The 16,006-nt window shown below is 63.3% G+C and carries 13 protein-coding genes and 1 tRNA gene; all 14 read left to right on the top strand.

Features of this window, described 5'->3' with window-relative positions; translation table 11 throughout:
• A partial coding sequence (locus RIE31_05840) for an elongation factor Tu (GenBank protein ID MEQ8640109.1) occupies positions 1-121 on the top strand: 121 nt, incomplete at its 5' end.
• 79 nt (positions 122-200) lie between these two features.
• Positions 201-276, top strand: a tRNA-Trp gene (locus RIE31_05845).
• A gap of 83 nt (positions 277-359) precedes the next feature.
• A complete protein-coding gene (gene secE / locus RIE31_05850; GenBank protein ID MEQ8640110.1) occupies positions 360-557 on the top strand; it encodes a preprotein translocase subunit SecE in 198 nt (65 codons plus the stop codon).
• A 2-nt stretch (positions 558-559) separates the two neighbouring features.
• Positions 560-1,090 (top strand): transcription termination/antitermination protein NusG, encoded by a 531-nt coding sequence (nusG, locus tag RIE31_05855; GenBank protein MEQ8640111.1) that lies wholly within the window; start codon positions 560-562, stop codon positions 1,088-1,090.
• Positions 1,091-1,147: 57 nt separating this feature from the next.
• Positions 1,148-1,576 (top strand): 50S ribosomal protein L11, encoded by a 429-nt coding sequence (gene rplK / locus RIE31_05860; GenBank protein MEQ8640112.1) that lies wholly within the window; start codon positions 1,148-1,150, stop codon positions 1,574-1,576.
• A 3-nt stretch (positions 1,577-1,579) separates the two neighbouring features.
• Entirely contained in the window at positions 1,580-2,278 is a 699-nt protein-coding gene (rplA, locus tag RIE31_05865; protein MEQ8640113.1) for a 50S ribosomal protein L1, read from the top strand.
• A 330-nt stretch (positions 2,279-2,608) separates the two neighbouring features.
• The gene (rplJ, locus tag RIE31_05870; GenBank protein ID MEQ8640114.1) at positions 2,609-3,124 is read left to right on the top strand and encodes a 50S ribosomal protein L10; all 516 of its coding nucleotides are present in this window, start codon (positions 2,609-2,611) and stop codon (positions 3,122-3,124) included.
• Positions 3,125-3,162: 38 nt separating this feature from the next.
• Positions 3,163-3,537, top strand: coding sequence for a 50S ribosomal protein L7/L12 (gene rplL / locus RIE31_05875; protein MEQ8640115.1), 375 nt, complete (start codon positions 3,163-3,165; stop codon positions 3,535-3,537).
• Between the two features lie 147 nt (positions 3,538-3,684).
• Complete coding sequence (gene rpoB, locus RIE31_05880; protein ID MEQ8640116.1) at positions 3,685-7,848, top strand: DNA-directed RNA polymerase subunit beta; 4,164 nt, start codon at positions 3,685-3,687, stop codon at positions 7,846-7,848.
• A gap of 81 nt (positions 7,849-7,929) precedes the next feature.
• The gene (gene rpoC, locus RIE31_05885; GenBank protein ID MEQ8640117.1) at positions 7,930-12,153 is read left to right on the top strand and encodes a DNA-directed RNA polymerase subunit beta'; all 4,224 of its coding nucleotides are present in this window, start codon (positions 7,930-7,932) and stop codon (positions 12,151-12,153) included.
• 695 nt (positions 12,154-12,848) lie between these two features.
• Positions 12,849-13,220: a 30S ribosomal protein S12 gene (gene rpsL / locus RIE31_05890; protein ID MEQ8640118.1), complete on the top strand. Its 372-nt coding sequence runs from the start codon at positions 12,849-12,851 to the stop codon at positions 13,218-13,220.
• Positions 13,221-13,230: 10 nt separating this feature from the next.
• Entirely contained in the window at positions 13,231-13,701 is a 471-nt protein-coding gene (gene rpsG, locus RIE31_05895; protein MEQ8640119.1) for a 30S ribosomal protein S7, read from the top strand.
• Positions 13,702-13,743: 42 nt separating this feature from the next.
• Positions 13,744-15,819: an elongation factor G gene (gene fusA, locus RIE31_05900; GenBank protein ID MEQ8640120.1), complete on the top strand. Its 2,076-nt coding sequence runs from the start codon at positions 13,744-13,746 to the stop codon at positions 15,817-15,819.
• 60 nt (positions 15,820-15,879) lie between these two features.
• Positions 15,880-16,006 (top strand): GTP-binding protein (locus RIE31_05905; protein MEQ8640121.1); only part of this gene is annotated, 127 nt, incomplete at its 3' end.

The raw sequence follows: 16,006 nt of genomic DNA on the forward strand, positions 1-16,006 counted from the left end.
CAATGTGTCGATCAGCGTTGCGCTGATTGCGCCGATTGCCATGGACGAGGGTCTGCGCTTTGCCATCCGCGAGGGCGGCCGCACGGTTGGCGCCGGCGTCGTCTCCTCCATCGTCGAGTAATACAGGGCCTCGGGTAAGACAGGACGCCGGGTAACGCTGGCTGATACGAAAGCGGTCAGAGTGGCCGGCAGGCGGCTCTAGGAGTGTAGCTCAATTGGTAGAGCACCGGTCTCCAAAACCGGGGGTTGCGGGTTCGATCCCTGCCACTCCTGCCACCTCCGGGGCGCCGGAACCGGAAACAGTATCGGACCGGCCCATAGGCCGGCGAAACGGACGATAGGGAAGGGCGGGTAGAGGTATGGCAAGACCCAATCCTGGCCAGTTCGTTCGTCAGGTGCGTCAGGAAGCCGGCAAGGTGACGTGGCCGACGCGCAAGGAAACGGCGCAGACCACCGTGATGGTGTTCATCATGGTGTTCGCCGCGGCGCTGTTTTTCCTGGCGGTGGACCAGGTGATGGCGCTGGGTGTGCGGCTGTTGTTCGGGATCGGAAGCTGAAAATGGCCCTACGCTGGTATGTGGTGCACGTCTATTCGGGCTTTGAGGACAAGGTCGCCCGGTCGATTCGCGAACAGGCGGATCAGAAGGGCCTGGGCGAGAACTTCGCCGAGGTTCTGGTACCCACCGAGGAAGTGGTGGAAATGCGCCGCGGCAGCAAGGTCAGCGCCGAACGCAAGTTCTTCCCCGGCTATGTACTGCTGAAGATGGAGATGACGGACGAAAGCTGGCACCTGGTGCGTAATACGCCCAAGGTGACGGGCTTCCTCGGTGGCCGTGGTCGGCCGACGCCGATCTCCGAGAGTGAGGCTCAGCGCATCCTGCATCAGGTGCAGGAGGGCATTGAGCGGCCCAAGCCGTCGGTCACCTTCGAGGTGGGCGAGCAGGTGCGGGTGGCGGACGGTCCGTTCACCTCCTTCAACGGCACGGTGGAGGAAGTGGACGAGGATCGCGCCCGGGTCAAAGTGGCGGTATCCATCTTCGGCCGGTCAACGCCGGTGGAGCTGGAATACGCCCAGGTAGAGAAGCTTTAGGAACTGGTTTGATGCTGCGGGACAGGCGTCCCCGGCTCTGCGAAAGACGAACGAGCGATGGCAAAGAAGATCGAAGGTTATATCAAGCTCCAGGTGCCGGCCGGCCAGGCCAACCCGTCGCCGCCCATCGGGCCGGCGCTGGGTCAGCGCGGCCTCAACATCATGGAGTTCTGCAAGGCATTCAACGCCGCGACTCAGGGTCTTGAGGGCGGCATGCCGATCCCCACGGTTATCACCGTCTATGGGGATCGCAGCTTCTCGTTCGAGACGCGCCAGCCGCCGGTCAGCTTCTTCCTCAAGCGTGCGGCGAAGCTGGACAAGGGCGGCAAGGAGCCGGGCAAGAGCACGTCGGGTCGCGTCACCCGCGCTCAGTTGCGCGAAATTGCAGAGACAAAGATGCCGGACCTCAACGCGGCCGATGTGGACGCGGCGGTACGGATGATTGCGGGGTCGGCCCGATCCATGGGCCTTGAGGTGGTGGACTAGGCAATGACGAAACTTGGCAAGCGTCTGAAGAAGGCGCATGAGAACATTGATCCGACGCGCAGCTACTCTCTCGATGAAGCGGTGCGGCTGGTCAAGGAAGGAGCGACGGCGAAGTTCGACGAGACCGTCGAGATCGCCATGAATCTGGGCGTCGACACGCGCCATGCGGACCAGAACGTGCGCGGCGTCATCAACCTGCCCAACGGCACCGGCAAGACTCTGCGCGTCGCCGTATTCGCCAAGGGCGAAAAGGCGGAAGAGGCCCGTAAGGCCGGCGCCGACGTGGTCGGCGACGACGATCTGGCGGAAAAGGTGCAGGCCGGCGAGATGAATTTCGACCGGGCCATTGCCACGCCGGACATGATGGCTCTGGTGGGGCGCCTCGGACGTATTCTGGGGCCCCGCGGCCTGATGCCCAACCCGCGCCTGGGCACGGTGACCAATGATGTGGCCAAGGCGGTGACCGATGCCAAGGGTGGCCAGGTGGAGTTCCGGGCCGAGAAGACGGGCATCGTTCACGCCGGTATCGGCCGCGCCAGTTTCAGCGAAGAGGCCTTGCAGCAGAATGTGCGCGCCTTTGTCGACGCCATTCAGAAGGCCAAGCCCAGCGGCGCCAAGGGCGTCTATATCAAGAAGGTGGCCCTGACTTCCAGTCAGGGACCGGGCGTGACGCTGGACGTGTCCGCTATTGGCGCCGCCTGACGGCGGGTGAAGGACTTGCGTACCGGCAGCGGCCGGTGCGCCGTTTGATACGTCCGGGCGACCGGACGCCAGGGGTGGCGGTTTTGCCGTCATCCCGACCTGTCCAAGACTGCGGGTGCCTGGCCTTCGGGTCCGGCCTAAGGGCGTAAGCCGCCGGCAAGAGACAGAGGGTATGCGGGTTTGGTCCGTCTCAGGCGGGCCCGGCCGGCTGGAACTCTGGGGCAGGCATTGGGCCCGGCTATGGTTGCCGGGTCCGTGACAACCGGGTTTCCAGCCTGATGTCCGCCTGGCGGATGTCGCGGCCGGGAAACACAGTTGGGAGACGAGAACGTGGACCGAGCAAAGAAAGAGATTCAGGTTTCCGCTCTGCGTCAGACCTTTGAGTCGATGCCGCTGGTTGTGGTGGCGCATCAAAAGGGCCTGACCGTGGCGGAAGTGACGGATCTCCGAAGCAAGATGCGTGAGGCCGGAGCCGGCTATCGTGTCACCAAGAACCGCTTGGCCCGTCTTGCGCTGGATGGCACCCCGCACGCCGGACTGAAGGACCTGTTCCACGGTCCGACGGCGATCTGCTTCTCCGAAGACCCGGTGGCGGCGGCCCGTGTGGCCTTTGACTTCGCCAACCGGAACGACAAGCTCGCCATTGTTGGCGGCGGTCTTGGCCAGCAGGCCCTCGACCAGAAAGCGGTTGAGAATCTGGCCAAACTGCCGTCGCTGGATGAGCTGAGAGGCAAACTCGTGGGCCTGATTCAGTCCCCCGCCCAGAAACTGGCCATGGTGCTCAGCGCCCCGGCCGGCCAGGTGGCGCGGGTACTGGGCGCCTATGCCAGCAAGGACGCGGCCTAGCCGACAAACCCGTATCGTGAAACAGGAGTGCCACAGCAATGGCCGATTTGCAGAAGATCGTTGAAGACCTTTCCAGCCTGACCGTGATCGAGGCGGCGGAGCTGTCGAAGATGCTTGAAGAGAAGTGGGGCGTTTCCGCCGCAGCTCCCGTTGCCGTCGCCGCCGCCGCTGGCGGTGCCGCTCCGGCCGCCGCTGAGGAGCAGGACAGCTTCGACGTGGTTCTCGCCGCGATTGGTGACAAGAAGATCAACGTCATCAAGGAAGTGCGCGCCGTCACCGGTCTTGGCCTGAAAGAGGCCAAGGACCTGGTGGAAGCGGCGCCGAAGGCGGTCAAGGAAGGCGTTGGCAAGGAGGAGGCCGCCCAGATCAAGGCCAAGCTCGAGGAAGCCGGCGCTACCGTCGAGCTGAAGTAGGTCGTTCGGGTCCGCTCCCGCTCCGGGGTGCCTTCGGGTGCCCCGGGGCCGGTGTCGGACAGGACGAGCGGCCCGCCGGCTGGCGGCGGGCCGGCCGGCACAGGGCCGGACCAGGGCCAGAGAAACAGGACCGACAGGACACAGCACATGGCACAGGCGGACGTTCGTCACAAACGGATCCGGAAATCGTTCGGGCGCATTCGCGAAGTGGTTCGCATGCCGAACCTGATCGAGGTGCAGAAGAGCTCCTACGACGCGTTCCTGCAAATGGGCGTGGCGCAGAAGGACCGTCGCGACGCGGGCCTGCAGGCGGTGTTCAAGTCGATCTATCCGATCAAGGACTTCAGCGAGCGTTCAGAGCTGGAATTCGTCTCCTATGAACTGGAAACGCCGAAGTTCGATGTGGAGGAATGCCAACAGCGCGGCATGACCTTCGCCGCGCCGCTGCGGGTCACCTTGCGTCTGGTTGTGTGGGATGTGGACGAGGAGACGGGCGCTCGCTCGATTCGCGGCATCAAAGAGCAGGACGTCTATATGGGCGATCTGCCGCTGATGACCAAGAACGGCACCTTTGTCATCAACGGAACAGAGCGTGTCATCGTCAGCCAGATGCATCGCTCGCCGGGCGTCTTTTTCGACCATGACAAGGGCAAGACCCATTCGTCCGGCAAGTTCCTGTTCGCCGCACGGGTCATCCCCTATCGCGGGTCATGGCTCGATTTTGAGTTCGACGCCAAGGATATCGTCAATGTGCGCATCGACCGGCGGCGCAAGCTGCCGGCAACCACATTGCTTATGGCACTGTGGGGCGAGGCGGCGGCGGCCAAGGTGGCGGCTGGTGAAGAACTGAGCGACGACGAACGGCGCAATGGCGGCATGGATGCCAGCGAGATTCTCGCCACCTTCTATGACACGGTCCCATTCCGTCGCGTCGCCAATGGCTGGACTACGCCATTCAATGCGGATTCCCTGCGCGGCGTGAAGCTGGTGGGCGATCTGGTGGACGCCCGCACCGGCAAGGTGGTGGTCGAGGCCGGCGAGAAGTTCACGCCGCGTCGCGGTCGCCAGTTGGTGGAAGGCGGCATGACCGAGCGTCTGGTCGCCAGCGAACACATGGCCGGCCACTATGTGGCGCGCGATCTGGTGGACCCGAAGACCGGCGAGATTCACGCCGAGGCCGGCGACGAGCTGGATGGCGAGACCATTGCCAAGCTGGAAGAGGCGGAGATCAAAGAGATCCCCACCCTGGCCATCGACAATGTTCATGTGGGCCCCTACATCCGTCACACCCTGGCGGCAGAGAAAGCGACCAATCGCGAAGAAGCCCTGATGGAGATCTACCGGGTGATGCGTCCTGGTGAGCCACCGACGCTGGACTCGGCCGAGACCCTGTTCAAGGGGCTGTTCTTTGAGCCCGACCGCTACGACCTGTCGGATGTGGGTCGGGTCAAGATCAACTCGCGTCTGGGGCTTGATGTGGATGATTCCGTCCGCATTCTGCGCAAGGAAGACATTATCGAGATCGCGCGCACCCTGGTTGAGCTGAAGGACGGCCGCGGTGAGATCGATGACATCGACCATCTGGGCAACCGGCGTGTGCGTTCGGTCGGCGAGCTGATGGAAAATCAGTATCGCGTTGGCCTGCTGCGTATGGAGCGGGCGATCCGCGAACGCATGAGCACGGTGGAAATCGATTCCGTCATGCCCCATGACCTGATTAACGCCAAGCCAGCGGCGGCGGCGGTGCGCGAGTTTTTCGGCTCTTCACAGCTCAGCCAGTTCATGGACCAGACCAACCCGCTGGGCGAGATCACCCACAAGCGCCGCCTGTCGGCGCTTGGGCCGGGCGGCCTGACACGGGAACGGGCCGGCTTTGAGGTGCGTGACGTTCACTCCACCCACTATGGCCGTATCTGCCCCATCGAGACGCCGGAAGGGCCGAACATCGGTCTGATCAACAGCCTGGCGACCTATGCCCGGGTCAACAAGTACGGTTTTATCGAGACGCCTTACCGCAAGATCATCGACGGTCGCGTGTCGGACGAGGTGGTCTATCTGACGGCTATGGAAGAGGGCCGCTACACCATTGCCCAGGCCAATGCCAACCTGACCGAAGACAACCGCTTTGCCGATGAGCTGGTGAGCTGTCGCGCCCACAGCGAGCTGCTGTTGTCGCCGCCTGGCGACATTGAGCTCATGGACGTTTCACCCAAGCAGCTGGTCAGCGTCGCCGCCGCCCTGATTCCCTTCCTGGAGAATGACGACGCCAATCGCGCGTTGATGGGCTCCAACATGCAGCGCCAGGCGGTGCCTCTGGTACGCAGCAAGGCGCCGATTGTCGGCACCGGTATGGAAGCGGTGGTGGCGCGGGATTCCGGCGTCATCATCATCGCCCGCCGCGCCGGCGTGGTGGACCAGGTGGATGCTACGCGCATTGTCGTGCGGGTGACGGAGGAGACCTCCAGCGATGCGCCGGGCGTTGATATATACAACCTGCTGAAGTTCCAGCGCTCCAATCAGAACACCTGCATCAACCAGCGACCGCTGGTCGGCGTTGGTGATCCCGTGGCGCGTGGCGACATCCTGGCCGATGGCCCGTCGACCGAGTTCGGCGAGCTGGCTCTTGGTCGCAACGTGCTGGCGGCCTTCATGCCGTGGCATGGCTATAACTTCGAGGACTCGATCCTCATCAGCGAGCGCATCGTGCGCGACGACGTGTTCACCTCGATCCACATCGAGGAGTTCGAGATCATGGCCCGCGATACCAAGCTGGGCCAGGAGGAAATCAGTCGCGACATTCCCAATGTAGGTGAGGAGGCGCTGCGCAATCTGGACGAGGCCGGCATCGTCTATATCGGTGCCGAGGTCAATCCGGGCGACATTCTGGTCGGTAAGGTGACGCCGAAGGGCGAGTCACCCATGACCCCGGAGGAAAAGCTGCTGCGCGCCATCTTCGGCGAAAAGGCGTCGGACGTGCGCGATACGTCTCTCAAGCTGCCGCCCGGCGTTACCGGTACGGTGGTGGAGGTGCGGGTCTTCTCCCGCCGCGGCGTCGAAAAGGACGAGCGTGCCCTGGCCATCGAGACCTCGGAGATCGAGCGTCTGGCCAAGGACCGGGACGACGAGAAGGAAATCCTCGAGCGCAGTTTCTCCGCCCGCCTGAAAGAGCTTCTGCTGAACCAGACGTCTGTCAGCGGACCCAAGGGCATGGAGACGGGCGGCCGGATTACCGAATCGGTTCTCGCCGATCTGACCCATGGTCAGTGGCGCCAGATCGCCGTCAAGAACGATTCCCGCATGGCGGAGATCGAGCAACTGCAAAAGCAGTTTGACGCGTCGGTGGCAACGCTTCAGGCGCGCTTCGACGACCGTGTGGACAAGCTGCAGCGCGGCGATGAACTGCCGCCCGGCGTCATGAAGATGGTCAAGGTGTTCGTGGCGGTGAAGCGCAAGCTGCAGCCCGGCGACAAGATGGCCGGCCGTCACGGCAACAAGGGCGTCATCTCCAAGATCGTGCCGATTGAGGATATGCCGCACCTGCCTGACGGAACGCCGGTGGACATCGTGCTCAATCCGCTGGGTGTGCCGTCGCGGATGAATGTCGGCCAGATTCTGGAAACCCATCTTGGCTGGGCGGCGCATGCGCTGGGCCGTCAGGTGGCGGACCTGGCCGAAGCCTATCGTCGGGCCGGCGATGCCACGGCCTTGCGTCAACGCTTTGCCGACATCTATGGCGCTGAGCAGCTGAAAGTGGCGCTGGACGGCTATGACGATGACGATGTGGCGCAACTGGCCGATAACATGGCGGATGGCATTCCCATGGCGACGCCGGTGTTCGATGGCGCCCGCGAGGATGACATCGTCGCCATGCTGGAGAAGGCCGGGTTGCAGTCGTCCGGTCAGGCGAAACTGATCGATGGTCGTTCCGGTGACGTGTTCGACCGCGAGGTGACGGTCGGCTACATCTACATGATGAAGCTGCATCACCTGGTGGACGACAAGATCCATGCCCGCTCCATCGGCCCCTACAGTCTGGTGACCCAGCAGCCGCTGGGGGGCAAGGCACAGTTCGGCGGCCAGCGCTTCGGCGAGATGGAAGTGTGGGCGCTGGAAGCCTATGGCGCGGCTTACACGCTGCAGGAAATGCTGACGGTCAAGTCGGATGACGTGTCGGGCCGCACCAAGGTCTATGAAGCGATCATCCGCGGCGACGACAATTTTGAGGCCGGCATTCCGGAGTCCTTCAATGTCCTGATGAAGGAACTGCGGTCGCTTGGCCTCAACGTGGAACTGGAGCAGGGCCAGGCCTGATCGCGCGCCGTCGTCGAAGGCCCACGCCCTCAATGTTTCTGTCCGGTTCTCAGGAGCCGGGCAATATCCGGGAGCAGATGAATGAACGAAGTCGTCAATTATTTCAGCCAGACCCCTGGCCCGCAAAGCTTCGATCAGCTGCGTATCTCGATCGCCAGCCCTGAACGGATCCATTCCTGGTCGTTCGGCGAGATCAAGAAGCCGGAGACCATCAACTACCGCACCTTCAAGCCGGAGCGGGATGGCCTGTTCTGTGCCCGCATCTTCGGTCCGATCAAGGACTATGAGTGTTTGTGCGGCAAGTACAAGCGCATGAAGTTCCGCGGCATCATCTGTGAGAAGTGCGGCGTCGAAGTGACTCTGTCCAAAGTGCGGCGTGAGCGCATGGGCCATATTGAGCTGGCCTCGCCGGTGGCTCACATCTGGTTCCTCAAGTCGCTGCCGAGCCGTATCGGCCTGCTGCTGGACATGACCCTGCGCGACCTGGAGCGCATCCTCTACTTCGAGAATTTTGTCGTCACGGATCCCGGCCTGTCGGCCCTCAAGCAGGGCCAGCTTCTCAACGAGGAGCAGTTGTTCACGGCGCAGGACGAATATGGTGAGGATTCCTTCAAGGCGGAGATCGGCGCCGAGGCTCTGCGCACCATGCTGCTCGCCCTCGATATGGAGGAGGAGCGGGAGAAGACGCGCACGGAACTGCGCGAGACCGGGTCCGAGGCCAAGCGCAAGAAGCTGGTCAAGCGTCTCAAGCTGATTGAGGCATTCCTCGATTCCGGTACCAAGCCGGAGTGGATGATCATGGAGGTGATCCCGGTCATCCCGCCGGAGCTGCGTCCGCTGGTGCCGCTGGATGGCGGCCGCTTCGCCACGTCTGATCTGAACGATCTCTATCGTCGTGTCATCAACCGCAACAACCGGCTGAAGCGGCTCATGGAGCTGCGGGCGCCGGACATCATCGTGCGTAACGAAAAGCGCATGTTGCAGGAATCCGTTGATGCGCTGTTTGACAATGGCCGGCGTGGCCGGGTTATCACCGGCGCCAATAAGCGGCCGCTCAAGAGCCTGTCCGATATGCTCAAGGGCAAGCAGGGGCGCTTCCGCCAGAACCTTCTGGGCAAGCGGGTGGATTATTCCGGCCGTTCGGTCATCGTCGTCGGCCCGGAGCTCAAGCTGCATCAGTGCGGCCTGCCCAAGAAGATGGCCCTGGAGCTTTTCAAGCCGTTCATCTACGCCAAGCTGGAACTCTATGGCCACGCGACGACCATCAAGGCGGCCAAACGCCTGGTGGAGAAGGAGCGGCCTGAGGTCTGGGACATTCTGGAAGAGGTAATCCGCGAGCATCCGGTGCTGCTCAACCGCGCGCCGACGCTGCACCGCCTGGGCATTCAGGCCTTCGAGCCGGTGCTGGTGGAAGGCAAGGCGATCCAGCTTCATCCGCTGGTCTGCGCCGCGTTCAACGCCGACTTCGATGGCGACCAGATGGCGGTCCATGTGCCGCTGTCGCTGGAGGCGCAGCTGGAGGCGCGGGTGCTGATGATGAGCACCAACAACATCCTCAGTCCGGCCAACGGCAATCCCATCATCGTCCCCAGCCAGGATATCGTTCTGGGTCTCTACTATCTGACGCTGGAATCGGAAGGTGCCACCGGCGAAGGCATGGCCTTCACCGACACCAGTGAGATTCTGCAGGCGCTCGGTGCCGGTTCGGTCAGCCTCCATGCCCGCGTCAAGGGGCGGTACTGCACGGTGGACGAGGCCGGCAAGCCGGTTGTTCAGCGGGTCGAGTCGACCCCCGGTCGCCTGCTTTTGTCAGACCTGTTGCCGCGCACACCAAAGGTGCCGTTCGACGTTATCAACCGGGTGATGACCAAGAAGGAAATCTCCAGCGTCATCGATCAGGTCTATCGTCACTGCGGCCAGAAAGAGACAGTGATCTTCGCTGATCGCGTGATGAAGCTTGGCTTCACTCATGCGGCGCGCTCCGGCATTTCCTTCGGCAAGGACGACCTGATCGTGCCGGCGGCAAAGGCCAAGCTGGTCAATGATGCGCAGGAACGCGTCAAGGAGTATGAGCAGCAGTATCAGGAAGGCCTCATCACCCATGGCGAGCGCTACAACAAAGTGGTGGATGCCTGGTCGCAGTGCACCGACCTTGTGGCCGACGCCATGATGAAGGAAATGTCCTCCACTCATGGCTCGCAAGGGCCCAATGCGGTCTACATGATGGCCCATTCCGGCGCGCGTGGTTCCGCCGCCCAGATCAAGCAGTTGGCCGGTATGCGCGGCCTGATGGCCAAGCCGTCCGGCGAGATCATCGAGACGCCTATCGTTTCCAACTTCAAGGAAGGCCTGACCGTCCTCGAATACTTCAACTCGACCCACGGCGCCCGCAAGGGCCTCGCCGACACGGCGTTGAAGACGGCCAACTCCGGCTATCTGACCCGCCGTCTGGTGGATGTTGCCCAGGACTGCATCATCACCGAGCCTGACTGCGGCACCAAGGCCGGCCTGACGGTGACGGCGGTGGTGGAAGGATCGGACATCATTGTGCCCCTGTCAGAGCGTATCCTTGGCCGGTCGGCGGCAGTGGATATTCATGATCCGGTGTCGGGCGAACTCATCCAGAAGGCTGGCTCGCTCATTGGCGAGGCTGATGCCGAGCGGATTGAGGCGGCCGGGCTGGAGACTGTGAAGATCCGTTCCGTTCTGACCTGCGAGTCCCAGGTCGGTGTCTGCGGCGCCTGCTATGGCCGCGATCTGGCGCGTGGCACGCCGGTCAATATGGGTGAAGCGGTCGGTGTCATCGCGGCCCAGTCCATCGGCGAGCCGGGCACTCAGTTGACCATGCGCACCTTCCATATCGGCGGTGCGGTGCAGCGGGGCGCCGAGCAGTCCAGCATCGAGGCGGCACACGACGGCGTCATTGATATCCGCAACCGCAACGTGGTCATCGCCAGCGATGGCGCGCCGGTTGTCATGGGACGCAACACGGAAATTGTCCTGACCGACAGCGAAGGCCGCGAGCGCGGTCGTTATCGCGTACCGTATGGCGCTCGTCTGCGGGCCGATGATGGCGCCAGCGTCCAGCGCGGCACGATCCTGGCGGAATGGGATCCATACACCCTGCCCATCATTACGGAACGTGAAGGCTTCGCCCACTACATGGACCTGGTGGACAATGTCTCGCTGCGTGAAGTGATGGATGAAGCCACCGGCATCACCAACCGCGTCGTCGTTGACTGGAAACAGCAGCCGCGCGGTTCGGACCTGCGTCCGCGGATTACGCTGCGCGACGACAAGGGCGAGGTGCTGAAACTGGAGAATGGACTGGAGGCGCGCTACTTCCTCAGCGTCGATGCGGTGCTCAGTGTGGAGAACGGCCAGTCTGTGCGGGCTGGTGATGTGCTGGCGCGTATCCCGCGGGAAGGCTCCAAGACACGTGACATTACCGGCGGTCTGCCGCGGGTGGCGGAGCTGTTCGAGGCGCGCAAGCCCAAGGACTATGCGGTCATGGCCGACATTGATGGCCGCATCGAGTTCGGCAAGGACTACAAGACCAAGCGTCGCATCTCCATCGCGCCAAGCGAGGCCGACCAGGCGGACGGCGTCGAAACCGTGGAGTACATGATCCCCAAGGGCAAGCACATCAGCGTCCAGGAAGGCGACTTCGTGGAGAAGGGCGACCTGCTGCTGGATGGCAGCCCGGTTCCCCACGACATCCTGCGGGTCATGGGGCTGGAGGCCCTGGCCGCTTTCCTGGTCAAGGAAATCCAGGACGTCTATCGCCTGCAGGGTGTGCCGATCAATGACAAGCATATCGAGGTCATTGTCCGGCAGATGCTGCAGAAGGTGGAGATCACCAAGCCGGGTGACAGCACCTTCCTGGCCGGCGAACAGGTGGATCGGGCGGAGCTGGACGAGGTCAATGTCCGCGTCGCGGCTGACGGCGGTGTGCTGGCCGAAGGCACGCCGGTGCTCCAGGGCATCACCAAGGCCAGCCTGCAGACCCGCTCCTTCATCTCGGCAGCGTCGTTCCAGGAGACCACCCGCGTCCTTACCGAGGCGGCGGTCAACGGTAAGATCGACCAACTGTCGGGCCTTAAGGAAAATGTCATCGTCGGCCGTCTCATCCCGGCCGGCACCGGCCGTATGATCGCCGGCATGCGCGAGATCGCCGCGGCGGAGGACAAGGAGTTCCAGGCCCGGCTGGAAGAGGCGGAAGAGGCGCGCCAGGCGCTGCTGGCCGAATCGGCGGCAGCGGACGAGGCGGCCGCTGAGTCGGCGGAACAGTCCAGCGCGGCCTGACGCCCGGTCGCCTGCCGGCGGTCCATCAGGGGCGGAAAAGCCCGGTTTTCCACGGTGTCCCGGTCTTGCCGGGTGTGGAGAGGCGGGCGGCAGTGGTGGGGTGGCAACCGCATGGGTGCGGCGGGCCGGTCCACCATATTGGCCCGCCGGGTTGGTCCACCAGATTGCGGGACCCGGGCCTGCCGGCTGACCCTTGCCGGCTGGCCCCCGCCGCCGGATATGAGCGGATTTTGCCGGCTGCGGTGGCCGGCCGGGCCGGGTCCCAAGCGCCGGGTGGAAAAGCCCGTAATTCCGCCAGCATTTCCTTGACGGCCCGGTGCCGTCTCCATAGTATGCGCCGGCCGCTGGGGCCCGGACTGCCTGATGGTGATTCGGGGCCGAATTGCGGCGAAGACCATAAAGAACCAGGCCGGGAAACCGGCCAGGAACGGCCGGGAAAACCGGCGACGATCCGCAGGGTGCAAGGCGGGGGGCCGCTGGTTGCACCCTGGTTGTTTTGTGTTTGCAAACGGGCTGTTTGCTGGCACGGCCGCCTATCCGGGTCGTTCGGATCGGCAGTGTGCAAGCCGGCAGTGTGCGAGCAGGCTGAAAGCGTCCTCCGGTTCAAGGTGGGGGCAAACGCCGGCGGTGTCCGGTGTGGTGAGACGGGGTTGAAGTGAAGCCAGGCCGGGTTTGACAGGACACACGGGACGGAAATGCCGACAATCAATCAATTGACTCGCAACGGGCGCAAGTCGCCACCGGTGCGCAACAAGGCGCCGGCGCTGCACGGCAACCCGCAGAAGCGGGGCGTGTGTCTGCGTGTCTATACGACGACGCCGAAGAAGCCGAACTCCGCGCTGCGTAAGGTCGCCCGTGTGCGGCTGACCAATGGCGAGGAAGTCATCAGCTACATTCCTGGTGAAGGGCACAATCTGCAGGAGCACTCCGTCGTGTTGATCCGTGGCGGCCGCGTCAAGGATCTGCCCGGCGTGCGTTATCACATCGTTCGCGGTACGCTCGACACCCAGGGCATCGCCGCCCGCCGTCAGCGCCGGTCGAAGTACGGCGCCAAGCGGCCGCGTTAGGGAGGTACAGATGTCCCGTCGTCACGCGGCCGAAAAGCGGCCGGTTCTGCCTGATGCGCGCTTCGGCGACCAAACGCTCGGCAAGTTCATGAATTGCCTGATGAATGACGGCAAGAAGTCCGTCGCGGAAGGCATCGTTTATGGCGCGATTGATCGCATCCGTGAGCGCGGCGCCGCTGATCCGGTGCAGGTGTTTCACCAGGCGCTGGACAATGTGCGGCCGTCGATTGAGGTCCGCTCGCGACGTGTAGGCGGCGCCACCTACCAGGTGCCGGTAGAGGTTCGTACCGACCGCAGCCAGGCACTGGCCATCCGCTGGTTGATCTCCAGCACCCGTTCGCGTTCCGAGCCGACCATGGAGCAGCGTCTGAGCAACGAGATCATGGATGCCGCAAATAATCGTGGCGGCGCGGTGCGCCGGCGCGAAGACACTCATCGCATGGCGGAGGCGAATCGCGCCTTCTCCCACTACCGCTGGTAGTCCGGCTTCGTCCGGCCGGCGTCCTCTGAAAGGTTCAGTTCAATGCCCCGCGCTACGGCACTCGATCATTATCGTAATATCGGCATCATGGCCCACATTGATGCCGGCAAGACGACGACGACTGAGCGCATCCTGTTCTATACCGGCAAGGCCTATAAAATCGGCGAAGTGCATGAAGGCACCGCGACGATGGACTGGATGGAGCAGGAGCAGGAGCGCGGCATCACCATCACGTCCGCCGCGACGACGACGTTCTGGCGCGATCACCGGATCAACATCATCGACACGCCGGGCCATGTGGACTTCACTATTGAGGTGGAGCGCAGCCTGCGTGTTCTCGACGGCGCGGTTGCCGTGTTTGACAGTGTGGCCGGTGTCGAGCCGCAGTCGGAAACGGTCTGGCGCCAGGCCGACCGCTATCACGTGCCCCGCATCTGCTTCGTCAACAAAATGGACCGCATGGGCGCCAATTTTGACCGCACGGTGGACATGATCGTCGACCGTCTGGGCGCGACCCCGTTGATCCTGCAGTTGCCGGTCGGCTCGGAGGCGGAATTTGCCGGCGTGGTCGATCTGGTGGAGGACCGCGCGATCATCTGGAAGGATGAGACCCTTGGTGCGGAGTTCGAATATCGCGAGATTCCGGCGGACATGGCCGAGCGGGCGGCCAGCCTGCGCGAGCACCTGATCGAAACGGTGCTGGAGCAGGATGACGAGGCCCTGGCGGCCTATCTCGAAGGTGAGACGCCGTCGGCGGAGACCATTCGCGCCTGCATCCGCAAGGGCGCGCTTGGTGGCGCCTTCGTGCCGGTTCTGTGTGGCTCCGCTTTCAAGAACAAGGGTGTGCAGCCGCTGCTGGACGCGGTGGTTGACTATCTGCCATCGCCGACCGACGTGCCGCCGATCCGCGGCGTGGTTCCCGGAACCGACGACGAGATCAAGCGCACAAACTCGGATGAAGAGCCTTTTGCCGCGCTGGCCTTCAAGATCATGACCGACCCCTTCGTCGGCTCGCTCACCTTCATCCGTATCTATTCCGGTGTGCTGGAAACCGGCGCCAACGTGCTCAACACGGTCAAGGATGGCCGTGAACGGGTTGGTCGTATGCTGCTGATGCACGCCAACCATCGCGAAGAAATCAAGGAAGCTTCGGCTGGCGACATTGTCGCTCTGGTCGGGCTGAAGAACACCACTACCGGCGACACTCTGTGCAATCCGCAGCATCCGGTGATGCTGGAGCGCATGGACTTCCCCGATCCGGTGATCGAGGTGGCGGTGGAGCCCAAGACCAAGGCCGACCAGGAGAAGATGGGGGTCGCTCTCAACCGTCTGGCGCAGGAGGATCCGTCCTTCCAGGTGGCGACGGATGAGGAAAGCGGGCAGACCGTCATCAAGGGCATGGGCGAGCTGCACCTTGAGGTGCTGGTTGACCGCATGCGCCGGGAGTTCAAGGTCGAGGCCAATGTAGGTGCGCCGCAGGTGGCCTATCGCGAGACCATCACCCGCACCGCAGAGATCGACTATACCCACAAGAAGCAGACCGGTGGCTCGGGTCAGTTTGCCCGGGTGCAGATACGCTTTGAGCCGCTGGAGCCCGGTGGCGGCTACGAGTTCGTCAACGAGATCCGCGGCGGCAATGTGCCGCGCGAGTATATCCCGGGCGTCGAGAAGGGCCTGGAATCATCGCGTGCGGCCGGCGTTCTGGCCGGCTTCCCGATGATCGATTTCAAGGCGACCTTGTTCGATGGCGCCTTCCACGATGTGGACTCCAGCGTTCTGGCGTTTGAAATTGCCGGCCGCGCGGCGTATCGCGAGGGCATCGCCAAGGCGGGTCCTGTTCTGCTGGAACCGATGATGAAGGTCGAGGTGGTGACGCCGGAGGATTTCACCGGGGACGTCATCGGTGACCTCAACAGCCGCCGCGGCCAGGTGCAGGGCATGGACTCCCGCGGCAATGCCTCGGCGGTGGCGGCCATGGTGCCGCTGGCCAACATGTTCGGCTACGTCAACACGCTGCGCTCCATGACCCAGGGGCGCGCGACCTACACCATGACTTTCGACCATTACGAACCGGTGCCCCAGGCTGTCGCGGCCGAAGTCCGCGCCAAGATGGCCTAGGCATCAACTGTCTTGTTTAAACCGACGCGTTTGACGCCAGAGCAACGGAGATCCTGACCGATGGGGAAGGAGAAGTTTTCGCGGACGAAGCCGCACTGCAACATTGGGACTATTGGTCATGTTGACCATGGGAAGACGACGCTGACGGCGGCGATCACGAAGGTTCTTGCGGAATCTGGCGGTGCGA

The sequence above is a fragment of the Alphaproteobacteria bacterium genome (assembly GCA_040218575.1).
Taxonomy (GTDB): Bacteria; Pseudomonadota; Alphaproteobacteria; order JAVJRE01; family JAVJRE01; genus JAVJRE01.